The sequence below is a fragment of the Sporosarcina jiandibaonis genome (genome assembly GCF_013184495.1).
GTDB lineage: Bacteria > Bacillota > Bacilli > Bacillales_A > Planococcaceae > Sporosarcina > Sporosarcina jiandibaonis.
Genome location: NZ_JAAOIY010000001.1, coordinates 312,763 through 334,899 on the forward strand (window position 1 = coordinate 312,763; position 22,137 = coordinate 334,899).

At 38.4% G+C, this 22,137-nt stretch carries 23 protein-coding genes; 14 read left to right on the top strand and 9 right to left on the bottom strand.

The features are described 5' to 3' along the window. Positions 1-39: 39 nt before the first annotated feature. From G8782_RS01525 to G8782_RS01545, 5 genes are all read left to right on the top strand, one after another. Complete coding sequence (locus tag G8782_RS01525) at positions 40-999, top strand: LCP family glycopolymer transferase (RefSeq protein ID WP_172369145.1); 960 nt, start codon at positions 40-42, stop codon at positions 997-999. 89 nt (positions 1,000-1,088) lie between these two features. Next, on the top strand, positions 1,089-2,240 hold the full coding sequence (locus G8782_RS01530) for an AI-2E family transporter (protein WP_343034996.1): 1,152 nt from the start codon (positions 1,089-1,091) through the stop codon (positions 2,238-2,240). A 69-nt stretch (positions 2,241-2,309) separates the two neighbouring features. Further along, positions 2,310-2,726, top strand: coding sequence for a MarR family winged helix-turn-helix transcriptional regulator (locus G8782_RS01535; protein ID WP_172369147.1), 417 nt, complete (start codon positions 2,310-2,312; stop codon positions 2,724-2,726). Positions 2,727-2,880: 154 nt separating this feature from the next. Beyond that, positions 2,881-3,591, top strand: coding sequence for a YwaF family protein (locus tag G8782_RS01540; RefSeq protein WP_172369148.1), 711 nt, complete (start codon positions 2,881-2,883; stop codon positions 3,589-3,591). Between the two features lie 87 nt (positions 3,592-3,678). Continuing rightward, the gene (locus G8782_RS01545; protein ID WP_172369149.1) at positions 3,679-4,479 is read left to right on the top strand and encodes a DUF4097 family beta strand repeat-containing protein; all 801 of its coding nucleotides are present in this window, start codon (positions 3,679-3,681) and stop codon (positions 4,477-4,479) included. Between the two features lie 100 nt (positions 4,480-4,579). Here the strand turns inward: G8782_RS01545 and G8782_RS01550 are convergent, their stop codons facing one another. Both G8782_RS01550 and G8782_RS01555 read right to left on the bottom strand, forming a co-directional pair. Next, positions 4,580-5,719 (bottom strand): glycoside hydrolase family 18 protein, encoded by a 1,140-nt coding sequence (locus tag G8782_RS01550; RefSeq protein ID WP_172369150.1) that lies wholly within the window; start codon positions 5,717-5,719, stop codon positions 4,580-4,582. A 49-nt stretch (positions 5,720-5,768) separates the two neighbouring features. Continuing rightward, complete coding sequence (locus G8782_RS01555; protein WP_172369151.1) at positions 5,769-6,128, bottom strand: YuzC family spore coat inner layer protein; 360 nt, start codon at positions 6,126-6,128, stop codon at positions 5,769-5,771. Positions 6,129-6,306: 178 nt separating this feature from the next. Between G8782_RS01555 and mvk the strand changes: the two genes are divergently transcribed. The 6 genes from mvk (at position 6,307) to G8782_RS01585 (ending at position 11,354) form a co-directional block, all read left to right on the top strand. Beyond that, positions 6,307-7,260: a mevalonate kinase gene (gene mvk, locus G8782_RS01560; protein ID WP_172369152.1), complete on the top strand. Its 954-nt coding sequence runs from the start codon at positions 6,307-6,309 to the stop codon at positions 7,258-7,260. 36 nt (positions 7,261-7,296) lie between these two features. Further along, a complete protein-coding gene (gene mvaD, locus G8782_RS01565; RefSeq protein ID WP_172369153.1) occupies positions 7,297-8,298 on the top strand; it encodes a diphosphomevalonate decarboxylase in 1,002 nt (333 codons plus the stop codon). 2 nt (positions 8,299-8,300) lie between these two features. After that, a complete protein-coding gene (locus G8782_RS01570) occupies positions 8,301-9,386 on the top strand; it encodes a phosphomevalonate kinase (protein ID WP_172369154.1) in 1,086 nt (361 codons plus the stop codon). 37 nt (positions 9,387-9,423) lie between these two features. Then, positions 9,424-10,458 carry a type 2 isopentenyl-diphosphate Delta-isomerase gene (fni, locus tag G8782_RS01575; RefSeq protein WP_172369155.1) on the top strand — a complete coding sequence of 345 codons (1,035 nt, stop codon included), beginning with the start codon at positions 9,424-9,426 and terminating at the stop codon, positions 10,456-10,458. Between the two features lie 141 nt (positions 10,459-10,599). Beyond that, entirely contained in the window at positions 10,600-10,794 is a 195-nt protein-coding gene (locus G8782_RS01580) for a hypothetical protein (protein ID WP_172369156.1), read from the top strand. Positions 10,795-10,931: 137 nt separating this feature from the next. Continuing rightward, a complete protein-coding gene (locus tag G8782_RS01585) occupies positions 10,932-11,354 on the top strand; it encodes a hypothetical protein (protein ID WP_172369157.1) in 423 nt (140 codons plus the stop codon). Positions 11,355-11,814: 460 nt separating this feature from the next. On the opposite strand, the gene G8782_RS01590 is transcribed toward G8782_RS01585, so the two are convergent. The 3 genes from G8782_RS01590 to G8782_RS01600 form a co-directional block, all read right to left on the bottom strand. Continuing rightward, complete coding sequence (locus G8782_RS01590; RefSeq protein ID WP_172369158.1) at positions 11,815-12,687, bottom strand: DUF3307 domain-containing protein; 873 nt, start codon at positions 12,685-12,687, stop codon at positions 11,815-11,817. A 17-nt stretch (positions 12,688-12,704) separates the two neighbouring features. Further along, entirely contained in the window at positions 12,705-13,502 is a 798-nt protein-coding gene (locus G8782_RS01595; RefSeq protein ID WP_172369159.1) for a hypothetical protein, read from the bottom strand. 175 nt (positions 13,503-13,677) lie between these two features. Then, positions 13,678-14,049 (bottom strand): DUF2500 domain-containing protein, encoded by a 372-nt coding sequence (locus G8782_RS01600; protein ID WP_172369160.1) that lies wholly within the window; start codon positions 14,047-14,049, stop codon positions 13,678-13,680. Positions 14,050-14,200: 151 nt separating this feature from the next. Here G8782_RS01600 and G8782_RS18650 point away from each other — a divergent pair, with 151 nt between their 5' ends. From G8782_RS18650 to G8782_RS01610, 3 genes are all read left to right on the top strand, one after another. Next, positions 14,201-14,575 (top strand): hypothetical protein, encoded by a 375-nt coding sequence (locus G8782_RS18650; protein WP_343034913.1) that lies wholly within the window; start codon positions 14,201-14,203, stop codon positions 14,573-14,575. A gap of 77 nt (positions 14,576-14,652) precedes the next feature. Beyond that, entirely contained in the window at positions 14,653-14,823 is a 171-nt protein-coding gene (locus G8782_RS18655; RefSeq protein ID WP_343034914.1) for a hypothetical protein, read from the top strand. A gap of 90 nt (positions 14,824-14,913) precedes the next feature. Next, positions 14,914-15,069: a DUF1540 domain-containing protein gene (locus G8782_RS01610; protein ID WP_172369161.1), complete on the top strand. Its 156-nt coding sequence runs from the start codon at positions 14,914-14,916 to the stop codon at positions 15,067-15,069. A 610-nt stretch (positions 15,070-15,679) separates the two neighbouring features. Here G8782_RS01610 and G8782_RS01615 read toward each other — a convergent pair. The 4 genes from G8782_RS01615 to parE form a co-directional block, all read right to left on the bottom strand. Beyond that, on the bottom strand, positions 15,680-16,111 hold the full coding sequence (locus tag G8782_RS01615; protein ID WP_172369162.1) for a GNAT family N-acetyltransferase: 432 nt from the start codon (positions 16,109-16,111) through the stop codon (positions 15,680-15,682). A gap of 74 nt (positions 16,112-16,185) precedes the next feature. After that, entirely contained in the window at positions 16,186-17,406 is a 1,221-nt protein-coding gene (locus G8782_RS01620; protein WP_172369163.1) for an MFS transporter, read from the bottom strand. 114 nt (positions 17,407-17,520) lie between these two features. Further along, positions 17,521-19,950 carry a DNA topoisomerase IV subunit A gene (parC, locus tag G8782_RS01625; RefSeq protein WP_172369164.1) on the bottom strand — a complete coding sequence of 810 codons (2,430 nt, stop codon included), beginning with the start codon at positions 19,948-19,950 and terminating at the stop codon, positions 17,521-17,523. After that, complete coding sequence (gene parE / locus G8782_RS01630) at positions 19,947-21,920, bottom strand: DNA topoisomerase IV subunit B (protein ID WP_172369165.1); 1,974 nt, start codon at positions 21,918-21,920, stop codon at positions 19,947-19,949. The genes parC and parE overlap by 4 nt, the downstream gene beginning before the upstream one ends. Positions 21,921-22,137 lie beyond the last annotated feature (217 nt).

Genomic DNA, 22,137 nt, shown 5'->3' on the forward strand with positions numbered 1-22,137 from the left:
TTCGTCCTTTTATAAAGAACGATTTTTGGAGGAATTTTAGTGGAAGATCATGATGAAATTATCATCTCGAGAAGAACAAGAAAAAGAAAACTTCGTATCGGTAGAGTGATTTTTACAATTTTAACTTTACTTTTCATACTCATTGGAGTTTATTCGATTTTCCAATATAACTCGGGTAAATCATTATCAAAAGGAAATTCTATTGATCCGGGTCCTTTTAAAGGCGATAGCATCCATCCTAATTATTCATCAACCGAAAACTATTTACTCTTAGGTATTGATGATGACGGTAGCGGGAAATCAAGATCGGATACAATGATGGTGTTATCATGGAATAAGAGTGAAGGCACTATGCGCATTATTTCTTTAATGAGAGATATCTATGCGGAGATTCCTGGTTATCAATCTTACAAGTTAAATACCGCGTATTATTTAGACGGGGTTCAACTAACAAAGGATACGATTACGGGAATGTTCGGAATCCCTATTCATCATTACGCGATCATAGACTTTGATAGTTTTGAATCAATTGTTGATATTGCATTTCCTAATGGTGTTGAAATCGATGTAAAAAAAGAGATGTCAAAAGAAATTGGCGTGACATTGAAAAAGGGGAAAAAGCAATTAAACGGAAAAGAATTACTAGGCTATGCACGATTCCGTGCTGATTCGGAAGGCGACTTTGGACGAGTCGCGAGACAACAGGAAGTATTATCCGCGGTGAAAAATGAAGCCTTCACGCCAAGTGTGATTATGAACGTTCCGAAAACAATCGGAGCATTATCTGGTTATATTCATACAGATTTAACTACTAAAGATGAAATCACGCGTGCACTTTCTTTTGCGCTAAAGGGCGGTGCTGATATCGAAACAATGACAGTTCCGATTGAAGGGTCTTATTGGTTTAATTCCTATAGCCATGCTGGTTCGGTTATTGAATTAGATCTTGAAAAAAATAAAGAAGAGATTTCAAGATTTTTGAATATGAAGCTTGATTAAATTGATTGATTCGGAATGAGGGGATGAATTTGAAGCAGGAGCCACTATCAAAACAAACTCATGAGAAAACGGATGCAGAAAATGAAAAAGTGAATGTCATTCGTTTTCTCGGTGGAAAAAGTACATTATTTGTATTGGTTTCAATTTTACTCATCGGATTAATCATAGTGGTATTCAAAGAGGTTTCGTTTATTTTTTATCCGATAAAGGTATTTAGTTCAACAGTTGTTTTGCCGATTATCTTAGCATCCATCGGTTATTATTTACTGAGGCCGATCCTGCGTTTATTAGAAAGAGTACGTATTCCTCGCCCTTGGGGAATCCTTATTATCTTTCTAGGCGCGAGCGGTCTCATTACCTTGCTGGTTTTTCTGGTTTTGCCATTTTTAAAATTACAAATTAATAATTTAGTGGATGAATTCCCGACGTATTTTAAAAAATTAGCATTGGATATTGATACATTTTTAAGAACATCTATTTTTTCTTCGTATTATGAAAAGCTTGATATTAACGCGCTTGCACTAGTAGAATCTGCACCGGACAATGTCGGCAAGTTTTTAACTGACACGGTGGGCGGAATCGCTGTCGGTTTAACGTCATTTGTTAGTGCGCTTACGGGTTTCGTATTAGCGATCGTCACGGTCCCTTTCATTCTTTTTTATTTATTGAAAGATGGGGAGAAACTGCCGAAAGTCTTTATCAAAATGTTGCCGCCAAGTATGCGGGATGATGCAGAAGTTATTGTCAAAGATGCCGACCATCAAATTAGTTCTTATATTCAGGGGCAAATTCTTGTTGCGATCTGTATCGGGATAATGGTGTCGATTGGATTTAAGATAATAGGCATGGAGTATGCAGTGCTTCTTGGCGTAATAGCCATGTTTACAAGTGTAGTTCCGTATTTAGGTCCTTTGATTGCCATAACGCCGGCTGTAATCATTGCAATTGTAACATCGCCATTTATGTTGATCAAACTCGCAGTTGTCTGGACAATTGTGCAATTGATAGATGGGAAGTTTATTTCTCCTCAAATTATGGGGAAATCGCTTAGCATCCATCCGATTACAATCATATTTGTTTTACTAACTGCCGGTTCACTATTCGGAGTGGCAGGTGTTATTCTTGGTATACCGGGTTACGCCTTGCTGAAAGTATTGATCACTCATTTATTTAAATTATTCAAGGTCCGATATAATAAGCATATTTCTGAAGAGAAATACCAATATGATATACCAGATTGAACAAAACGCGCTTCGTTACTATGAGCGCGTTTTTTCATAACATTACATTTTAAAAAGGGGGATTTTAAAATGGAAAGAAACATTTCAACATTTCATTCACTTGCGAAAAACCTGAATAAGATTCATAAAACTAGTTGTGAGGGCGTTACTGTCGTTCAAAGTTCAATTCTGCATGAAATCTCATTGCATGATAATCCGTCGATGCAAACAGTTGCTAACGCCCTTGGAATGGATATAACAACATTCTCTAGGCAAATCGGGACTTTGGAAAAGATTAAGTTAATCAAACGAATACCATATAGTAAAGATCGAAGAATTTTATTATTAACACTAACTGAAACAGGGCAAAACTTAGTTGGAGAAATTAATAATCATATCGGTGCAACAATGGAAGCGTCACTATCATCTATGAACGACTTTGAGAGAGAGACTGTCATGAGGTCTATGCACCTGCTTAGTGAAAAACTAAAAAGTATAGAAAAATAACATGAAGAGAAAAGACGTTGCGCAAATAGTTGCATACTGCAACTTTAATTCGCGCTAATTGTTTGTATAATGCAAGTATTATTGATTGGGACATAATCATCTACTATGTACTGCTATAATAATCTTAATAGTCTAATTGAAATGGGATGGTAGTATGGCAAACGGAATTGAGCCTTCATTCATAATGTTTTCCACTGAACATGTAATAGCGGTAGTCTTATTATGCTTATGTGTTTATTTATTATTTCTGTTGAAAAAGAAATTGTCGCTTCGGCAGGTGCATCTTCGATTATTTGAACGACTTTTTGCGGGATCTTTATTGATTATGGAAATCTTTTATCACATTTGGATGGTTACTACAGGACGATGGAATTTATCGAGTTCGTTGCCGCTTGAATTATGCAGCATAAGTTTACTTGTTGCGATTTTACTGCTATGGACAAGGGATAGGCGCTTATATCTGTTCGTCTTCTTTGCTGGCATCGGAGGAGCAATGCAGGCGATTGGAACACCTGTTCTCGATGCGGGTTTTCCGCACTTTAGATACTTCCATTTTTTCTATACGCATATCGGAATTATCATTACAGCGCTTTATTTTACTTGGATTATAGGGTACAGACCAACATTTAGAGGAATTATGAATACGATGATTGTTTTAAACGTATTGCTGCCATTCATTTTTTTTGTGAATCAGCTTTTTGATGCAAATTATATGTTTTTACGGATGAAACCGGCAAATGAGAGTCTGCTAGATTTATTAGGTCCCTATCCTTGGTATATTTTATCACTTGAAGCAGTCGCACTTATTATTTTCGTCTTATTATGGCTGGCTTTCAGAAAACGGAAATCTACGACCAACGGCTGAGATGAAACCACCCCCCAAGTCCATTCAAATTGCTTTTGCCACCCAATATAATGGGTTTAGAGGAAATTATTATATGGAGGTTAGAAAATGAAACAAAATAGGGGATTGCTTATTGTATTGCTGATTATTGTTGTCGTTGTGTTAGGTGGTAGTTTGCTATTTCAAGCTTGGAATAAATTTGTTGATGACTCGAACAAGGTCGTGATGGAGGACGAATATTTCACAACGATAGATGTCCTTTCCGACAATGCGGCGGTAGAAATTATTCCGACCGATAGTTCGATTACTACCGTTGAATATGTTGGAAAGAAGAGAAAAAATGCAAAGTTTGATTTCAATGCAGTAGTTAGTAATAAAACGCTCACCGTAGAGTTCAAGGAGAAAAGATGGAATTTCTTGCGTTTTGATTTATCATTTTCCAAAATGGAGTTACTAGTAAAAGTTCCCGAAAAACAATATGAATTGATTAAAATCAAAAGTAATAACGGAAAGATCAAAGCAGAAAACTTGGAAGTTAAAGATATATCCTTTGAAACTGACAATGGAAGTATCGAATTGAAAAATGTCGATGCGGTTTCTACCAATATTCAATCAAATAACGGTAAGATCATGTTAGAACAAGTTGATGGCGAAATTATTGGAAAGACAGACAACGGCCGTATTATGCTTGCAACAAATGATTTGGATCGTCCAATAGATTTAGCAACAGCAAATGGACGTATTGAAATTATGACCGAAAATGAGCCGACCAATGGAATAATTGATGTGAAAACAGATAATGGGAAAATCGATATTTTCGGAGAAAAGAATGAGCATACAGTGTTTGGGAAAGGTGAACATTTAATAAAATTAAGATCCGATAACGGAAGAATAACCATAACAAAGTGACTTGTTGTATGTGTTATATGGAGCTCGAATGCAAATCAAAAACAAACCGTCCTTGGGCTTAGATAGCTAAGGGCGGTTTACTTGTTTCTAACTATTGAATCTACATTCTTTTACGTATTGTAAAATTGTCTTCAAGTAACACCCAATTTTGCGGGTACGGATAGCCAAGCACCCAGTAGCTGATTCCGCGCAAATTATAATTTTTCACCGTATTAAATTTTGCCTGTGCGCTTCTGGCGTCTTCAAACCATACTTCATGCGTTTGACCTTGATCATCTGCGTAACGAAAGAAAGGGGACTGGGCTGTTTCGTCATATTGAATGGCCACATTATGTTGTACGGCACGTCGAACGGCTTCCTGTTGACTAAATGTCTCAGCCTCTGACCCGGGTACATGCGGAAGCACCCAGTCACGAGCATAGATTTGAAATCCGAAAAAAATCTTGTCCCTGGGAATTACAGTAACTGCATAATCAAGTACACGTTTTATTTGGTTGAGAGGCGAGATGGCTTGGGGCGGTCCAAGCCGATAGCCCCACTCATAAGTCATTAACACAACAAAATCAACGATTCTTCCATGCGCTTCATAATCATGCGCTTCATACAATAACCCTTTTTGTTCACCACTAACTTTCGGCGCAAGGGCAGTCGAAACAAAAAAGCCTTCAGGATGCAATCGGTCAACAGAACGTTGTAAAAATTGATTGTAAAGCACACGATCTGCGGGTAATACGTTTTCAAAATCAATGTTTATACCCCGATACCCTTTTTCTTTCATTAACGATATTATATTTGTTAATAAACGTTCTTGAATGTCATTATTTGATAGAATGGTATGCGCTAATGTTGAACCAGCTTCCGTTGCGCTAAAATTGGTAATGCATAATACGGGGACGACTCGCTCCGCTAAAGCTGCTTGAATCATAGCGGCATCATCGAGGGCTTCTAGGCCGCCGGTAGCTGTCATCCGATAGGCGAATGGCATCCAATAGGTTAAATCTTCACCTGCACTGTGAATTTCTTCGGCACCTGTTTCTCCTGTATTAATCGTGTAAGCATTCACATCAATAACTGGTTTAGCTGTTACTGGTGTTGATGTAGGGATGATTAATGCTTGACCTACAACAATTTTCTCAGGTGTTTCCAATTGATTTACGTTAATAATCTGGTCAATCGGAATGCCGAATCGGCGGGAGAGATCCCATAATGATTCTCCCTTTTTCACAACATGAATCTGCATTTACTTCACCTCTTAAAAGTCATTTACTTAGGGATTTACAAGCATTTACTCACCAATGGAGTAACATAACCAACTGACAACATCTTCCTTGAATTTCAGCATTATCTAATTTAATTTGAATTCCGGTTGGGGTAAATGAAATTTCAACTTTCATCGTGATTCCAGTTGATTTTATTAATTCCTCTACTTTCGCGGCATTTGACAACTGGGCTTCATTCATTAGTTCGTAAGCAAACTCTTTAGAAGTACTAATTTTTTCTACTAGTTTATTTGCTTGCCTCATAAGATCTTGAAACTTATTCGCCGAAATATTTAGAAGCTTAGGATCAACAGGCGGAAATGGACTTGGATCCACAGCAGCTTGCGGTTGTGGAGGTGAGGTCAAGGTTGAATAATAGACGTAGTGCAAAAAACTCCTCCTTTCCAATTATCGGATACCCTATCCTATGTATAGAAGCTGGAAGAGGTTATGATTATGCGAAGAAGGATGATTGGAAGTATCCATTAATAATGGTAAAATCAAAGGTGACGTATTTTTCATACGGGTGCGATGCGAATTTAGCTAATTTAGAAAGTGAGGTTACTGTATGGTTGCCATACCTCGTAAAACTGCAGTAGGCACTGCACATAGTAAATTAATATTGATAGGCGAGCATGCGGTTGTCTACGGCATGCCAGCGATCGCACTCCCGTTTCCAACGATTGAAGCACGAGCTACAATCGAAGAAATCAACAATTATAAAACGATTTTATTTGAATCACCATATTATAGCGGGCCTTATCAAGAAATACCTGGAAGTATGGAAGGTATTGCAGTCTGTATAAATGAAACCTTAAAATACTTAATGCAAAAACCTGAAGGACTCAGAGTTTGTTTAGAATCAACAATACCTATAGGGCGCGGTTTAGGTTCAAGTGCTGCGATTGCGATTGCTATCGTGAGGGGCTTGTTTAATTACTTTAAGCAAGAGCTGAAAGACGAGAAACTTAAGGAACTTGTCCATATTTCTGAAAAGTACGCGCATGGTAATCCTAGCGGGATAGATGCGGCCGCGTCTTCAAATGACCATCCAATTTGGTTTGAACGGGGAAATCCAATAACATCTTTAGAAATAGGCAGTCCATTTTATCTAGTTGTCGCGGATACGGGCCGAATCGGCAATACTCGCGGGGCTGTCGAGAGCATTAAGGAAAAGTATAATTTCGATGTCGTCAAAACCGAGCAATCCCTGAATTCACTTGAAGATCATGCATTTAAAGCTAAAAGCGCACTGATTAGCGGCGAGATTGGTAAGTTAGGGGAAACTCTTGACGTTGCGCAACGCGAGCTAACTCTATTGGGCGTGAGCGATGCTGGTATCGATCTATTGGTCTCAGCCGCAAAGAAAAAAGGCGCGCTTGGCGCTAAGTTGACAGGCGGCGGGCGAGGCGGTTGCATTCTGGCACTTGCAAAAAATCACCGACATGCAAAAGAACTCGAAGAGGCATTACTTGCAGCGGGGGCATTTCAAACCTGGAGTTTCAAAGTCGAAAAAAATTGATAGTTAAATGAATGTATTTATGAAAGGGTTGTAAATTTGGAAGCAACAGCTAAAGCTCATACGAATATTGCTTTAATTAAATATTGGGGAAAACGTGATGAAGAATTGTTTTTACCGATGAACAACAGCCTCTCCATTACGTTGGATCAGTTTTATACAATAACTTCTGTTCAGTTTTGTGAATGTTTAACAGCGGATAAGTTTTACTTAAATGAAACATTGGCAACTGATGATGAAACTAAAAAAATTAGTGAATTATTAGACCTTATACGAAAATTATCGGGCGTGAAAATGTTTGCGGTAGTAGATTCTTTAAACAAAGTGCCTACTGCGGCTGGTTTCGCTTCTTCAGCTTCCGGTTTTGCAGCGTTGGCCGCGGCGGCGACGAAAGCGATAGGCATGGATATCGATGAACAAACTCTATCCACAATTGCGCGGCGTGGTTCGGGCTCTGCCTGTCGTTCAATATACGGCGGCTATGTAGAATGGCAAAAAGGAGAATTGCTTGACGGTACAGATTCTTATGCAGAGCAAGTTCTGCATGAAAAAGAATGGGATTTAACCATTTTATCCGTGCTTTTAGAACCGAAAGAGAAAAAAATCTTGAGTCGCGAAGGCATGAGAAGATCTGTTGAAACATCTCCATTTTATCAAGGTTGGTTAGAAACGGTAGATGAAGATTTGGAAGTTGCAAAACAAGCCATCAACGAGCGAAACTTTGAAATGCTTGGGGAGGTCCTCGAAAGAAATGCAATGAAAATGCACGCCACGACATTAGGGGCAAATCCGCCATTCATGTATTGGCAAAGCGCTACTTTCGATGTCATGGAAAAGGTCCAAGAATTGAGGGAGTCGGGTTTTCGTGCATACTTCACAATCGATGCGGGTCCGAATGTTAAAGTTCTTTGTCAGCCTAAGGACGAAGAATACGTTCGAGGAGCGTTAATGGCCTTAACTCCTGTACAAGATGTGTATACTTGCCATCCGGGTCCGGGAATTTCCTACTTGCCTCATACAAAAAGAAAGACGTGTTGTTAGTCATGCGAAACACCACACATCATATCAAAGTGCCAGGAAAACTGATGATTGCCGGGGAGTATTCTGTGCTAGAACCTGACCGGTTAGCAATCGTCGTTGCTGTCAATCGATATATGAATGCAGAAATAAAAGAAAACGATCGAAATCTTCTTTCACTACCGCAATTGGGGTTAAACAATGTTACATGGGACTGCAATGGAGTGGAAGTGAATTTCAACAGTTCAGATTCGAAGTTGACGTTTATTCGTAATGCAATAAGTACGTTCAATTCTTTTATAGAAGAAAATTCGATTCGTCCACGTCCATTTTCCTTATTGATTACTAGCGAACTGGACGATTCATCAGGAAAAAAGTATGGTTTAGGCTCGAGTGCGGCAGTGGTTGTTACTACCATTACATCTATGTTTAAATTTTACGAATTACAACCGACAGCTGAATTAATCTATAAACTTTCTGCCATCGCACATTTCAAAACTCAAGGAAATGGTTCTTGTGCGGATATTGCGGCTTCTACATACGGTGGATGGATTCAATATGCAGCTTTTACATCCGCATGGCTTTTGGACGAACTACGAAACAAAACGCCAATAAGTGAAATCGTCGAGAAGCATTGGCCAAGTCTGTTAATTGAAAACATAAACCCGCCAAAAGATCTTATTCTCTGCGTCGGATGGACAGGAAATATCGCTGCTACAGCTCCAATGGTTACTAAAATCAATAATTTACGCAATGGTCGACCGACAGAATATGTAAACTTTATTGAGCAAAGTGCAAAAGCAGTAAGTAACCTAATCGAGAGTTTCGAGAAAAATGATGTCAATTCAGCGATTTCAAGTCTGAGACAAAATCGGGATGCGATTAAACTATTAAGCGATTCTGCAGAGGTCAATATAGAAACACCCAAACTTAAATCGTTAATTCGAATAGCCGATAAGTATGGGAGCGGTAAAACATCAGGCGCAGGTGGCGGAGACTGTGGAATCGCTTTTGTTCAGGACAAGAGGGATGCAGAGCATTTGTATAATGAATGGAATTCAGAAGACATATTACCTTTACGACTGCATGTGTCTAAATACGGTGCATTATGATTCGCTGTCTGTATAAAGAATTAGGGGGCACGATTAAATGACTGGACCTATTGATAAAAGGAAATCAGAACATATCCAAATTGCATTAGAAGAAAAAGTGACGGGGCATTCAATATCAACCGGATTTGAACGTGTCAGTTTTCTACATAATGCCTTACCCGAGATAGACTTTGAGGAAATATCGATTCATGCAAATTTTTTAGATTTTGAGTGCAAAACGCCATTTCTAATCAGCTCGATGACTGGCGGCGCTGAATTTGCGGAAAAGATTAATCGAAACTTGGCCGAAGCCGCCGAAGAAAGAGGTTGGGCATTGGCATTAGGATCTACACGTGCATTAATTGAAAGCGAAAAGTTCAGATCATCTTTCCAAGTAAGGAAATATGCACCTAGTATCCCGATCATCGCAAATCTGGGCGCAGTACAGTTTAATTATGGTTTCGGAACAGATGAATGCAGGCGGATTATAGAAATCACAGAGTCAGATGCACTTGTTCTGCACTTAAATAGCATTCAAGAAGTCATTCAACCTGAAGGAAATACAAATTTCAAAAATCTATTATTGAAAATCGAACAAGTTTGTTCTGAAGTCGGCGTTCCCGTCGGCGTGAAAGAAGTCGGTTGGGGTATCGACGGCGCTACAGCTAAAAAGTTATGCGATGTCGGTATTTCCTTTATTGATGTAGCAGGCGCAGGCGGTACTTCCTGGAGTCAAGTTGAGAAATTCCGCTCTACGATTCCAGTGAAACGAAAAGCGGCAGATGCTTTCAGCGAATGGGGAATACCGACCGTGGATTGCATTACCTCAGTAAGGCATCATATAGAAGACCAAACCATTATTGCAAGCGGCGGCGTGAAAACTGGCGTAGATGCAGCGAAGGCCATTGCATTAGGCAGCGATCTAGTCGGTGTCGGGCGGTCGATTTTGAAAGAAGCCACACAATCATTTGAAGATGTCATGGAAGTCATGGAAACGAGAGAATTAGAACTTCGCATGGCGATGTTCGGTATCGGAGCGGTTTCACTTAAAGAACTAAAAGGAACGGATCGTTTAAGAGTCGAATCAAGATGAAGTGAGTAGTGCAGACTAAAAACTTAGTTTGTGCTACTTTTTTTGTTTGTTATTTCTAAGGGTAACAATTTATTTCAATCAAGAATAGTATGCGAATAGGGTCATTTATCCCGTATATTATCCTTGAGGGGAATGGAGAAAATGTTACGAATCATTCTGGCAGCGATAGTAGCTGGTATAGGATTTGGAATCGCAATCGCAAGTGTTACCGGTCATTTAACTATAGAAGGCATGACTATGGGATTGGCCTCTATCGGGCTGATGATTGCTTTGTCTGGAATTGCATTTTTATTTAATAAAAAACATGAAACGAGCACCAGCCATTCATGGGATTAAGGGATAAAAGTCTTGAAACAGCTAGTTTAAGCTACCTTTCAGGATTTTTTTATTTTAATAAATACAATCGGACTAGTCATAATGATTCGCGGGACAGGCATAAACTAATTAACTAAGATTAGGAAGGGATGTTCATATTGATAAACTCAAAACTATCCTTGGTGTTTGGTAGTTTGATTGGCGCATTTTTATTGGTTTATGGGACGGCGATCATTAATCGGATGCTAGTAGGAGATTATTATTTGAACGGGGGACTGTTAGACTTAAATTATGCTTATTTATCTTTACTTTGTGCGGTACCGTTTGTACTCGGAAGTGTGGTAAAACTGAATATAACTTCTAAAAATCGCTTGATTTTTATTATTACGGCTGGATTATTATTTGCAGTACTTTTTACGACTGTGCATTGGGCTTTTGTCTATTATGGGGTTGAGGTGGCTGCCGATGTTTTATTTAGAACATTACTTGTACTGCCGATCAGTGCTCTATTGGTAGTATTCGCAGTTTATATTGGTTTTAATATGGAAGGTGATTTTGGAAGGGAATCGGATGTTGTTTAGTCATCTTCTAGCTATGAAGAGTTTTTCAGAACATATTTGGCAACTACAATGACTTATTTGAATACGAGAAATAAATTTCTAATTTGCGTCAATCTTTTCCTATGTCCATCATTTACTAAAAAGAACGGTGATTGTTTTCAAGGGGGATCGATATGGGGAAAAGTAACAGAGGAAAAGCATTAAAAAAGCTGCCATCAAAGGGTAGAGGCGAGTGTCCGATCTGTTTGCGCAAAAGAATAAAATTATTGTATGATTTTAGAACGGAAAATGCCGGGACAGTTAAAGTTTGTAAAAATTGTAGAGAGAAATCATTTTAAAATGGCTGCGCCAACAAAACAATCCCCCTGAGTTTTGCTACTCAGGGGAAGAATTAACTGCATTCTTCCTCGGGGAAGAATTAACTGCATTCTTCCTTGGAGAAGAATTGAACTTCATTCTTCCTTGGTGGATTGTTTCGCCTTTACATCACAATTTCTTTTACTAAAAAACCAAGCATTAATCCTAGAAATATGGAGGATAATGTACCCAACAAGAAATATTCTGCCCAATTTCGGTCATCCAATTGTTTGAATCGCGCAATCGATTTAGCCGCTATAATAAAAGCGATAGACGGATACGCACCAACAACTGTTAATGAAATAACTAGTAATCTCTCTACATAGCCAATCAGCTTTCCCCGAGAATGGAGCGGCTTAGAATAGATAAAGTAGTGATACTCCTCATTGAAATTACTATCTATTTTAGGTTTGTTCCTATCGCTTACCTCTATCAGTTTATTACTAAAAGTAAATTCCCCTTCGAAATTTGCAAGTTCAGATGGCAATGAGCCCATTAATAATTTGATAATATGTCCACTCACGCTTGTAGCTAAAATGAAAATGATGATGATAAATAGAAGCATATTGACTAAGCCCAAACTGTTTGTCCCATCATTCTCTAGCAACCAAGTCAGCATTGTGGTAGCCTTCACATCAAAGAACATGATACAGGCGACGAGTAGCATTGCCGCATGCAGGAGCTGATCTAACAAGAAGAAACCGAGTTTTTTCAAACTATCAGTGTTTGTTGTTTTTATCGTATCGAGCAGCTTTATCTTCAGCACATCAATAATGAGATGTGTCAAGACAATAAAAGCTATGGGGAATAGGAGATAGCCGATGATGTTAGCAAAGTGAAAATGATACGCCCAAATGATTATCAATGCTAGTCCCGTTGTGCATAGGTGATGGAACATATGCTTCTTCAATTGTTTCATCTTATTTTTCACCATTAAGTCTGTTTGTAGCCAAAAGTCAGCGATTAAATGGGCAAGAAGCAGCAATAATACAATCATCATTTCTACCTCCTTTTCTATTTGCATGGAAAATAATCATGAAGATTATTGCTCACAATCTGTTTGATGTTAGTTTGTAATTGCTCATTCATCACTTGCTGGGCAGATCTCGAATCGATCTCACTATAGGAGTGCAGGGAATTCAATACGCTAACAATATCAGTAAAAGCACTAATAATATTATCACATTTTCCTTTTTTAATATGGCTTGAAACAGTGGATGCCGACCTACCAAGATAATGGCTCACTTTATTTTGTTGGTTAAGTATTAGAAACAAAGAACAAACAAGTGACTGAATTTCTGTTTGTTCGTTTATTTGATTTTGTTGCAATCTTAGAATGGCATTTAGTAAAGTTTCAAATTGACGCCTATATAAGTGGTAACTTTCGAGTGATTTTCGGCTTGAAAAATCATCTAAAACGAAGTTGAATTGAGATCGATTTTGTCCTTGTTGTTTTAAAACATCGTTGGAATATCTTGCTTGCTTCATCAAAGGATGGATCCATGTTTCTATATAAAGACTGTTAAGATCTTCCTCAATGTCGCCAAACGAAAGACCAAAATAGGGTTGATGATTTTTATATTTCCATATTCGACTAATATAAAAGGCAAGTGTATAAGCTGTTGCATAGCCACTACTAACGACTACAACCTCATCACCAGAACGATGAATTACCTTAGTCGTTGCGATATCCTTCGTCCAGATAGATATCCTTTCTTCTAACTGATGAAGATATTTACTTAATTCACCACCAATGTCTTCCACCGAAGAATTACTTACATCCATAATGAAGACAGAAACTGGATTAGACATAGCGCACCCCTTTCAACTGATTTCCAATAAATAATATCCTATATCGAATAAAAAGTTCGACTATCTAATCGAATATAACAGAAGTTCGATTAGATAGTCAAACTCGACGACAGTTTGTTCACTTAAGCTTATTATTATTCTAGTGAAGAATACCATATTAGGCATCAAATCAAAATTAGTCACTATCACGCTTAAACCCAAGATAGCGAGTGCCTTGGAAAGTGAGCATTCCAAGATCTGCTTCCGCCAACATTCCAAATTGTGAACCGCTAAGAGAAAACTCTGTCCGATCACCACTTTCAAATTGAAATGTTACATAATAAGACGTTGTCGCTATTGAATGCGTATGATCAGTCGAGTGATGAGTGCCTCCGGAAGTGCTTGTTCTTTTCGTGACGACTTTAGCAGGAACAGTCAGTTTTGGAGAGTTATTATTTGAACTCCATTCGCTGATTCCTCTAAAGATTATAAAAATAAAAATGCCTATAATAAAAATTGGAACTATTGTAAACATCGCATTTCCAATAGGATCAGGCTCAATAAACATAAGAATACCTCCAATCGTATTATCTAACAATTATACGTTTATAAAACACGAATGGTTTCATTTCTGTTATCTGGATTCTGATCTAATTAAAAATATGCAATGACTTTTTTACATCTGAAAGTTATCGTTTATCCGGGAGGTGAAAGGCGAATTGCAATTTATAGTGCAATATCAATGGGAAATTTTTATAACGATTGAAATTTTGTCGGTAATTTCACTTCTTCTCTTTGGAATTTTACGTTATCTCTTAAATAAACAGAAGTTGAGTTCATTAGCGATTATTGCGTTTCTTGTGTTGCTGCTTATCGAAGCGTCGCTGGGCATACTGATTTATCAAGAAACAAAAAAGATTTCTACATTCCAAATTATCATCATCATTTTTGTAATTTATGCATGTACGTTCGGGATTTTTGATTTCTTGAAATTAGATCGATGGATACGTAAAGTTGTAGGGAAGTGGCGGCATATTGAATTGTTAACAGAGAAAGACTACGCCGTATTAAAACGGCGAAAAAATATCGTTTAACGTCGCCGATTCACTTGTTTGTATTTTTGGTCGGACAATCAATTTTATGGTTTTACGGAACAGGAAGTTTCGATGAGATGTTACATTTCTTAACAGACATGTCATGGGTTGAAGCAGGAACAGCTGAACAATCGCCATATGCGAATGAAGTGGCATATTCAATTGGAATGATATGGGCTTTAGTTTTTATCATTGATTTCATATATTCCTGGTCGTTTACCATTTTTCCGTCAAAAAAGAAGAAATAAATGATGATTATTTATTATTAATTGGGTTTTAGATAGTATGTATTGATCCGCACCTCCTGGCTCATTATAACTGCAAGGAGGTGGAGCGCAATGGCACAAGAAATTTTATGTGAAGTGAATAACTGTAAATATTGGAGTAACGGTAACAAATGTAGTGCAAAATCTATTTATGTTGTCAGCCAAAAGGGAAAACAAGCAAAAAGCAGTGAAGAAACGGATTGTAAAACGTTTGTGCCAAGAGATTAGATTGTAAGTTTATCGAGGAACCCAAAGAGAAGCTATTATAGCATTCTTTTTGGGTTCTTTTTATTTTTATGTTTCTTGCGAACGGAAACATTCGTTTGCATAGTGAATATAAGGGGATTAAATATCAATATAGGGAAAATTGAAATGTACAAGAGACGGAAAATTATTCCACCAAGTCATTTAGAACAAATATCAGTAAATCACTATTAGATTTTTTAAGAGTAATTGCAGCCGATAAGAACACTCATATTAATTATTTACTTGAACGTAGAATGAAAAGTTTTTGAAATAAGAATATGAAAGACCTAAGGATCGTATTCAACGTATGATGAAAATGATTAGCGGAAGTTAAGTTGTTTGCCAAGAAAAAAGTGATGCGTTAATTACGTGATAGAGGATAACGCACAGTTTATTGAATTCCTGGAAATAAATTGTAACGATTAGAAGGGCTGAGTATTTAAGAGTCCCTTTTCAATTTCTCTTTTTAGGTTTACATAATATAAATTATTGGTAGTTGCGTTTCATTTACAAGTATACTCATGATAGTGAGATAAAAACGGTAAATCGCTTGTTTTTAGTTTGATTAGCAATTTTATAGCTATTTGCTAAATCAACTGAATTTCATTACAAATCCTGTACTTTTAGCCGAAAATCCATTGTCTAAATAAAACTTGTGAGCATCTTCTCGATTTTTTCGATTTCCACTGTTTAAAACTAGTGTATTTCCATTCCGCTCACTAATGATTTCTTTTGCTCTGTCAATTAGTTTTTTACCAATACCATTCTTTCTGTATTGTTTATTTACTACTAGACATACAATTCTTCCATAACAACCACTAAATTCATATGCAAGACCTATGTGTAAACCCAACATGCCTACAACTTCATTATCTAATTCCGTAACAATTGTATGATAATCGGGATTATTAGTTAACTTTGATAATCTATTCTTCATCTCACTTATATTTGTTTCATAACCTAATTCAGCCATAAGATTAGTTATATCAACCAAATCAGTTTCAATTGCATTTCGAATTAACATTATTCTATCCTCCGTTTTTAAAATTTAAACGCCGATGAAACGTTTGTTTTTATTCAAAAAACTGCCACAAAAAGTTAAATACTTTCTGCAGCAGTTGGTTCTGGTTCTTCCAACACGATATTTCTTCTTTTCATTTGAACAAAAAATAATGCTGTTAAACTTAAGCTGATCACTCCGAATACGACGACCATCAATTGCAGTCCGATAATATCGAGAAATGCGCCCGCTGTTAACAATACTACCTGGAACATGACGCGTTCTAACATATTCCGAAACGAGAAAAATCGTCCATGATACTCTTTCGGCATTTGTCTTTGGAAAATAACCATTGCTGTCGGAAAAAAACACCCTAAAGCAAAACCTAATACTGCGAATGCTGCTAGCGTAATAAATGTACTTTCTACAAAGAAGAGCATAAATTCTGCAACGGCGACCATTGTTGCAAAGAAAAACAAAATGATTGTCGTTCGCCATTTTTTTGAAATATATTTAACCACTAAAGCCCCGGCCATAAACGCAATTCCTTCAACTGTGTAAACTAGCCCCTTAATAGATACCGAATCTTGAATCTCACTAATATTTATGACGAGCAGATTGAAAGATCCGATGAATAGTAATGGAATTAGCGTCATTATTAAAGTCATGCCCACTGCTGGATAGGCTTTTAAAACGGGAAAAACCTCCATGAATCCGCCTGAATTCCTCGCAGTTTTCACTTTCGCTTCCCTTCCCTTTTCCTCGTCGATACGCAGCAGCATCGTGAATAATAGAAGTGCGCCGTAAGCGATCATTGAAATCCAGTACAATGAAATGAGCGACCAATAAACAAGCATTATTCCCGCAAGTGCAGTGCCGATAATCCGTGAGATGGTTGCGACATTCATATGCAATCCGTTCATTGATAATAAATTTTCATCTTTTACAACGAGCGGAATTGTCGCTTGTAACGCCGGAAAATAAAATGTAGCGGATAGTTGGATACTGATCATGAATGCAACCATCCACCAAATCGATCCAGTACCGATAGCGACAAGCATGAAAATTACACTTAGCATTCGGCCAAGGCCAGAAATAAGCAGTACTGTTTTTTTCTTGGATTGATCAATTACTTTCCCGGCAAGCGGCCCCGCGACTAGGCCAGCTAAAAGGCCGACAGACATGATTAATGCTTTCACAAAATCAGATGGAACTTTTTCTTGCATAAACTCTAGATTCCCAATAATTCCAGTCCATAACCCTAAACCAGCAATCATTTCCCCAGTTAATATAATCCAGACATTTCGATTTCTCCACATACCCCAGTCCCCGTTCTCTTTATCATCGTTCAACATTATATTTCGTCTTTCGAATTATTATACGACAGAAAAAATAAATAGTCACGGGAATTTTGGGTCCCGTGACTATAAATCTTATTCTAATTCAGCTTTGGGATTTTTATAAATATGTGTGACCCGACCATCTTTTTTCTCATCTGCAATGAAACTTCCATTTGAATAACGATCCACTAGTCTTAACGATCCTGCTAGAATTGGTATTTTATGATCTTTCTCAGTTGCTAATACAATAATTTCATCGTTGGTAGCCATCTCGGCGCCTATGACTTCATGAGGATTCGATTGTAATACTCTCAATACTACCACTCCGCGTTGAGCTCTTTTTGCAGTTTCGAACTCCCTTAAATTCATCCTTTTTGCAGCACCGCGTTGAGTTGCAAGAACAATTGAAGCGTTTTCCTCGCCAACAACAACTAATGAAACAAGTTGATCATCGTCTCTTAAGTTTATTCCTCTGACGCCAGCAGTTCTGACACCAGTAACGGATAATTCAGCGAGCGGGAAACGAAGTGCAAAAGCTTGTTTGGTGAATAAAATGACATCTTCATCACCTTTTATAAGTTGAGCATCGACCATTTCGTCACCTTTCCGTATTCCCATCGCTCTGAATGTTCGATTATAACGTCTCACTTCAAAGCTAGCGACGCTTGATTGTTTTATCATTCCATTTTTAGATACTGTAATAATGTTTGCATCTTCCTCGAAATTCTCCAACCCAATCGCCGCGATGATCGTTTCATTTTGCTCGAGTGGAATGATGCTTGAAATATGTTGCCCTAAATCTCGCCATCTAATATCAGGAAGTTCATGCACCGGTTGATATAGGTAGTTTCCGAATGATGTAAATAGCAACAAATGATGCTGTGTATTCATTGGAGACTCGAATAACATATAATCTGATTCCTTCATATCGTGTCCGGTTCCGTTCGAAGCGCTATATGAACGAATGCTTGTCCGCTTGATATAGCCATCCTTCGTTACCGAAACGTATACTTCTTCACTAGGGATCAGAATATCGATATCGACTTTGATTTCCTCTATTTTTTCTTCAATGTCGGATCTTCTTGGCTCAGCAAATTGTTTTCGAATTGCTGTAAGTTCCTTTTTAATTACATTGGAAAGCTTTTTATCGCTCTTTAAGATTGCGTCTAATTTGGCGATTAAAGTTCGAAGTTCTTCATCTTCTCTTTGCAGCTCAGTGATATCTGTGTTCGTTAATCTGTAAAGTTGTAACGAAACAATCGCCTCAGCTTGTACTTCAGAGAAATCGAACTTAGAAATTATATTATTTTTAGCATCGCGTTTATCTTTAGAGCCACGGATTGTCTTAATGACTTCATCAAGTACTGATAAAGCTTTCATAAGCCCTTCAACAATATGGAGCCGGTCTTTTGCTTTTTGGATATCGTACTGCGACCTACGTGTGACGACTTCTTTCTGATGGTCGATATAAGCATCTAGAAGCATTGGAAGAGACATTAATGTCGGTCTGCGGCCAGATATTGCAATCATGTTAAAGTTATACGTAACTTGCAAATCGGTGTTTTTCAACAGGTATTGTAAAATACCATTACTGTCTGTATCTTTTTTCAATTCGATTACGATGCGCAGACCAGTACGATCCGATTCATCACGTACATCTGCAATACCATCGAGTTTACGATCGATTCGAAGTTCATCCATACGTTTTACCATATTTGCTTTATTGACATCGTATGGGATCTCCGTGACAACGATTTGCGATTTTCCGCCTCTTAATTGTTCAATTGAAGTTTTGGCACGGATAATAAAGCGGCCTTTTCCGGTTTTATAGGCAGTTTTAATGCCGTCCGTTCCTTGAATGATTCCGCCTGTCGGGAAATCCGGTCCTTTAATGACAGTCATTAATTCCTCTACGGTTACTTCTGGATTTTCTAGTCGTAAAAGAACCGCATCTAGCACTTCATGAAGCGCATGCGGTGGAATGTCTGTCGCATATCCAGCCGAAATACCCGTGGATCCATTTACTAATAGATTCGGAAATCGTGCCGGAAGGACTGTTGGTTCCGGTTCAGTATCGTCAAAGTTCGGGATGAAATCTACCGTATTCTTACCGATATCGCGCAGCATTTCACCGGCAATTCCCGATAGACGTGCTTCTGTGTAACGCATCGCTGCTGCAGAGTCTCCGTCGATTGAACCGTTGTTGCCGTGCATTTCAATCATCATATGGCGCAGTTTCCAGTCTTGACTCATTCGGACCATCGCTTCATAGACAGATGAATCGCCATGAGGATGGTAATTTCCGATTACATTACCTACAGTTTTTGCGGCTTTTCGAAAAGCCTTTTCATGCGTGTTCCCTTCATGAAACATTGCATATAAAATCCGGCGCTGAACAGGTTTCAAACCGTCCCGTGCATCTGGAAGCGCCCGGTCTTGAATGATGTACTTACTATATCTACCGAACCGATCACCAACAACTTCTTCAAGCGGAAGGTCTTGAAATCGTTCTACATTTGTCATTCATAGTCCTCCTCAACATGAATAAATTCATTGTCTAAAATATTATGTTCTTCAAGTTGACCGAAGTCGACATTTTCTTCAATCCAAAGTCGTCTAGGCTCAACTTTATCGCCCATTAGTGTCGTAATCCTACGTTCAACTTTGGCGCCATCTTCAATCGTGACACGAATAAGTGTTCGAGTTTCAGGATTCATAGTTGTTTCCCATAATTGGTCTGCGTTCATTTCCCCGAGTCCCTTATAGCGTTGTAATAAATAATTCTTGCCTATCTTCTCAATTGCCTCTTCGAGATCTGATTCAGTCCAAGCATATTCTACTTTTTCGTTTTTACCGACACCTTTATATACCTTGAATAAAGGTGGAAGGGCGATAAATACTTTTCCTGCTTCAATAAGCGGTTTCATGTAGCGATAGAAAAACGTGAGAAGCAGAACTTGAATATGAGCTCCGTCAGTATCTGCATCCGTCATAATGACGATTTTGTCGTAAGCGGCATCTTCGATTTGGAAGTCAGCGCCTACCCCGCCGCCAATGGCATGAATGATCATGTTGATTTCTTCATTTTTCATGATGTCTTCTAGTTTTGCTTTTTCGGTATTAATTACTTTACCTCTAAGTGGTAAAATCGCTTGGAATACACGGTCCCGCCCTTGTTTTGCGGATCCGCCCGCAGAATCACCTTCGACAAGATACAATTCATTTCTAGCAGCATTTCTAGACTGTGCCGGGGTTAATTTACCGGAAAGCAGCGTGTCGGATCTTTTTCGCTTTTTACCTGAACGTGCATCTTCACGTGCTTTTCTTGCAGCCTCGCGGGCTTGTTGGGAACGAATTGCTTTTCTAATAAGCGTAGCACTTAAATCGGCATTTTCCTCTAAGAAATAAAGAAGTTTTTGTGCTATGACCGATTCAGTTACCGATCTTGCTTCGCTCGTCCCAAGCTTCCCTTTTGTTTGTCCTTCAAATTGAAGAATTTCCTCAGGAATTCGAACCGAGATAATTGCAGAAATCCCTTCTCGAACATCTGCACCTTCCAAGTTTTTATCCTTCTCTTTTAATAATCCTGTCCGTCTTGCATAATCATTAAAAACTCGCGTCAATGCGGTTCTGGCACCTGTTTCATGCGTGCCGCCGTCTTTAGTTCGCACATTATTAACGAAAGATAATATTGTTTCAGAATACCCATCGCTAAATTGGAAGGCAAACTCCACTTCGATTCCTTCTGCAGCACCGTCTAAATAGGCTACTTCATGAAGTACATCTTTTTCTTCATTTAAATATTCAACGAATGCTTCTATGCCTGATTCATAATGAAATACTTCATGCTTGTCCGTATTTTCATCTTTTAATTCGATTTTTAATCCTTTTAATAAAAATGCAGATTCACGAAGTCGTTCACTTATTGTTTCATAATGATATTTTAAAGTAGAGAAAATGCTTGGGTCCGGCTTGAAATGGATGAGTGTGCCTCTCTCACGCGTTGTTCCTAGCTTTTCTAGTGTAGTCGCGGGTTTTCCGCCATTTTCAAATCGTTGCCGAAACTTATGGCCGTCACGAAATATTGTTACTTCTAGCCATTCTGATAGAGCGTTTACAACCGCGGCGCCTACGCCATGCAACCCGCCGCTCGTTTTGTATCCGCCTTGTCCAAATTTACCGCCCGAGTGTAAAATCGTTAGAATTACTTCGGTTGTCGGTTTTCCTGTTTGGTGTATTCCCGTTGGCATTCCGCGTCCGTAGTCACGAACACTGATACTGCCATCGTTATGGATAGTTACATCGATTTCGGATCCAAACCCGCCGAGCGCTTCGTCCACCGCGTTATCTACAATTTCGTAGACAAGGTGATGCAATCCCCGTGTATCGGTAGAACCTATATACATACCGGGGCGTTTCCGTACAGCGTCTAACCCTTCAAGTACATGTATCGAATCATCATCATATTTGTAAATATCTTGTTGTTTCGTCAAATTCCCGCCTCCATCAAACGACTGTTCTTATATATATAATCGTATCGCTTCCTAAAAAGGTTGTCAAACCAACGTTTATTGAAGCTCGCTCAATTAATTGTATAGAAAAAAAGTTTTAAATGCAATGAAGTGAAGAAATAATTACCTTAATCTTAGATTATTAGACCGTTGTAGCATGCCAATAGTTCTGGTAAACTTAGACCATACGAAACGACAC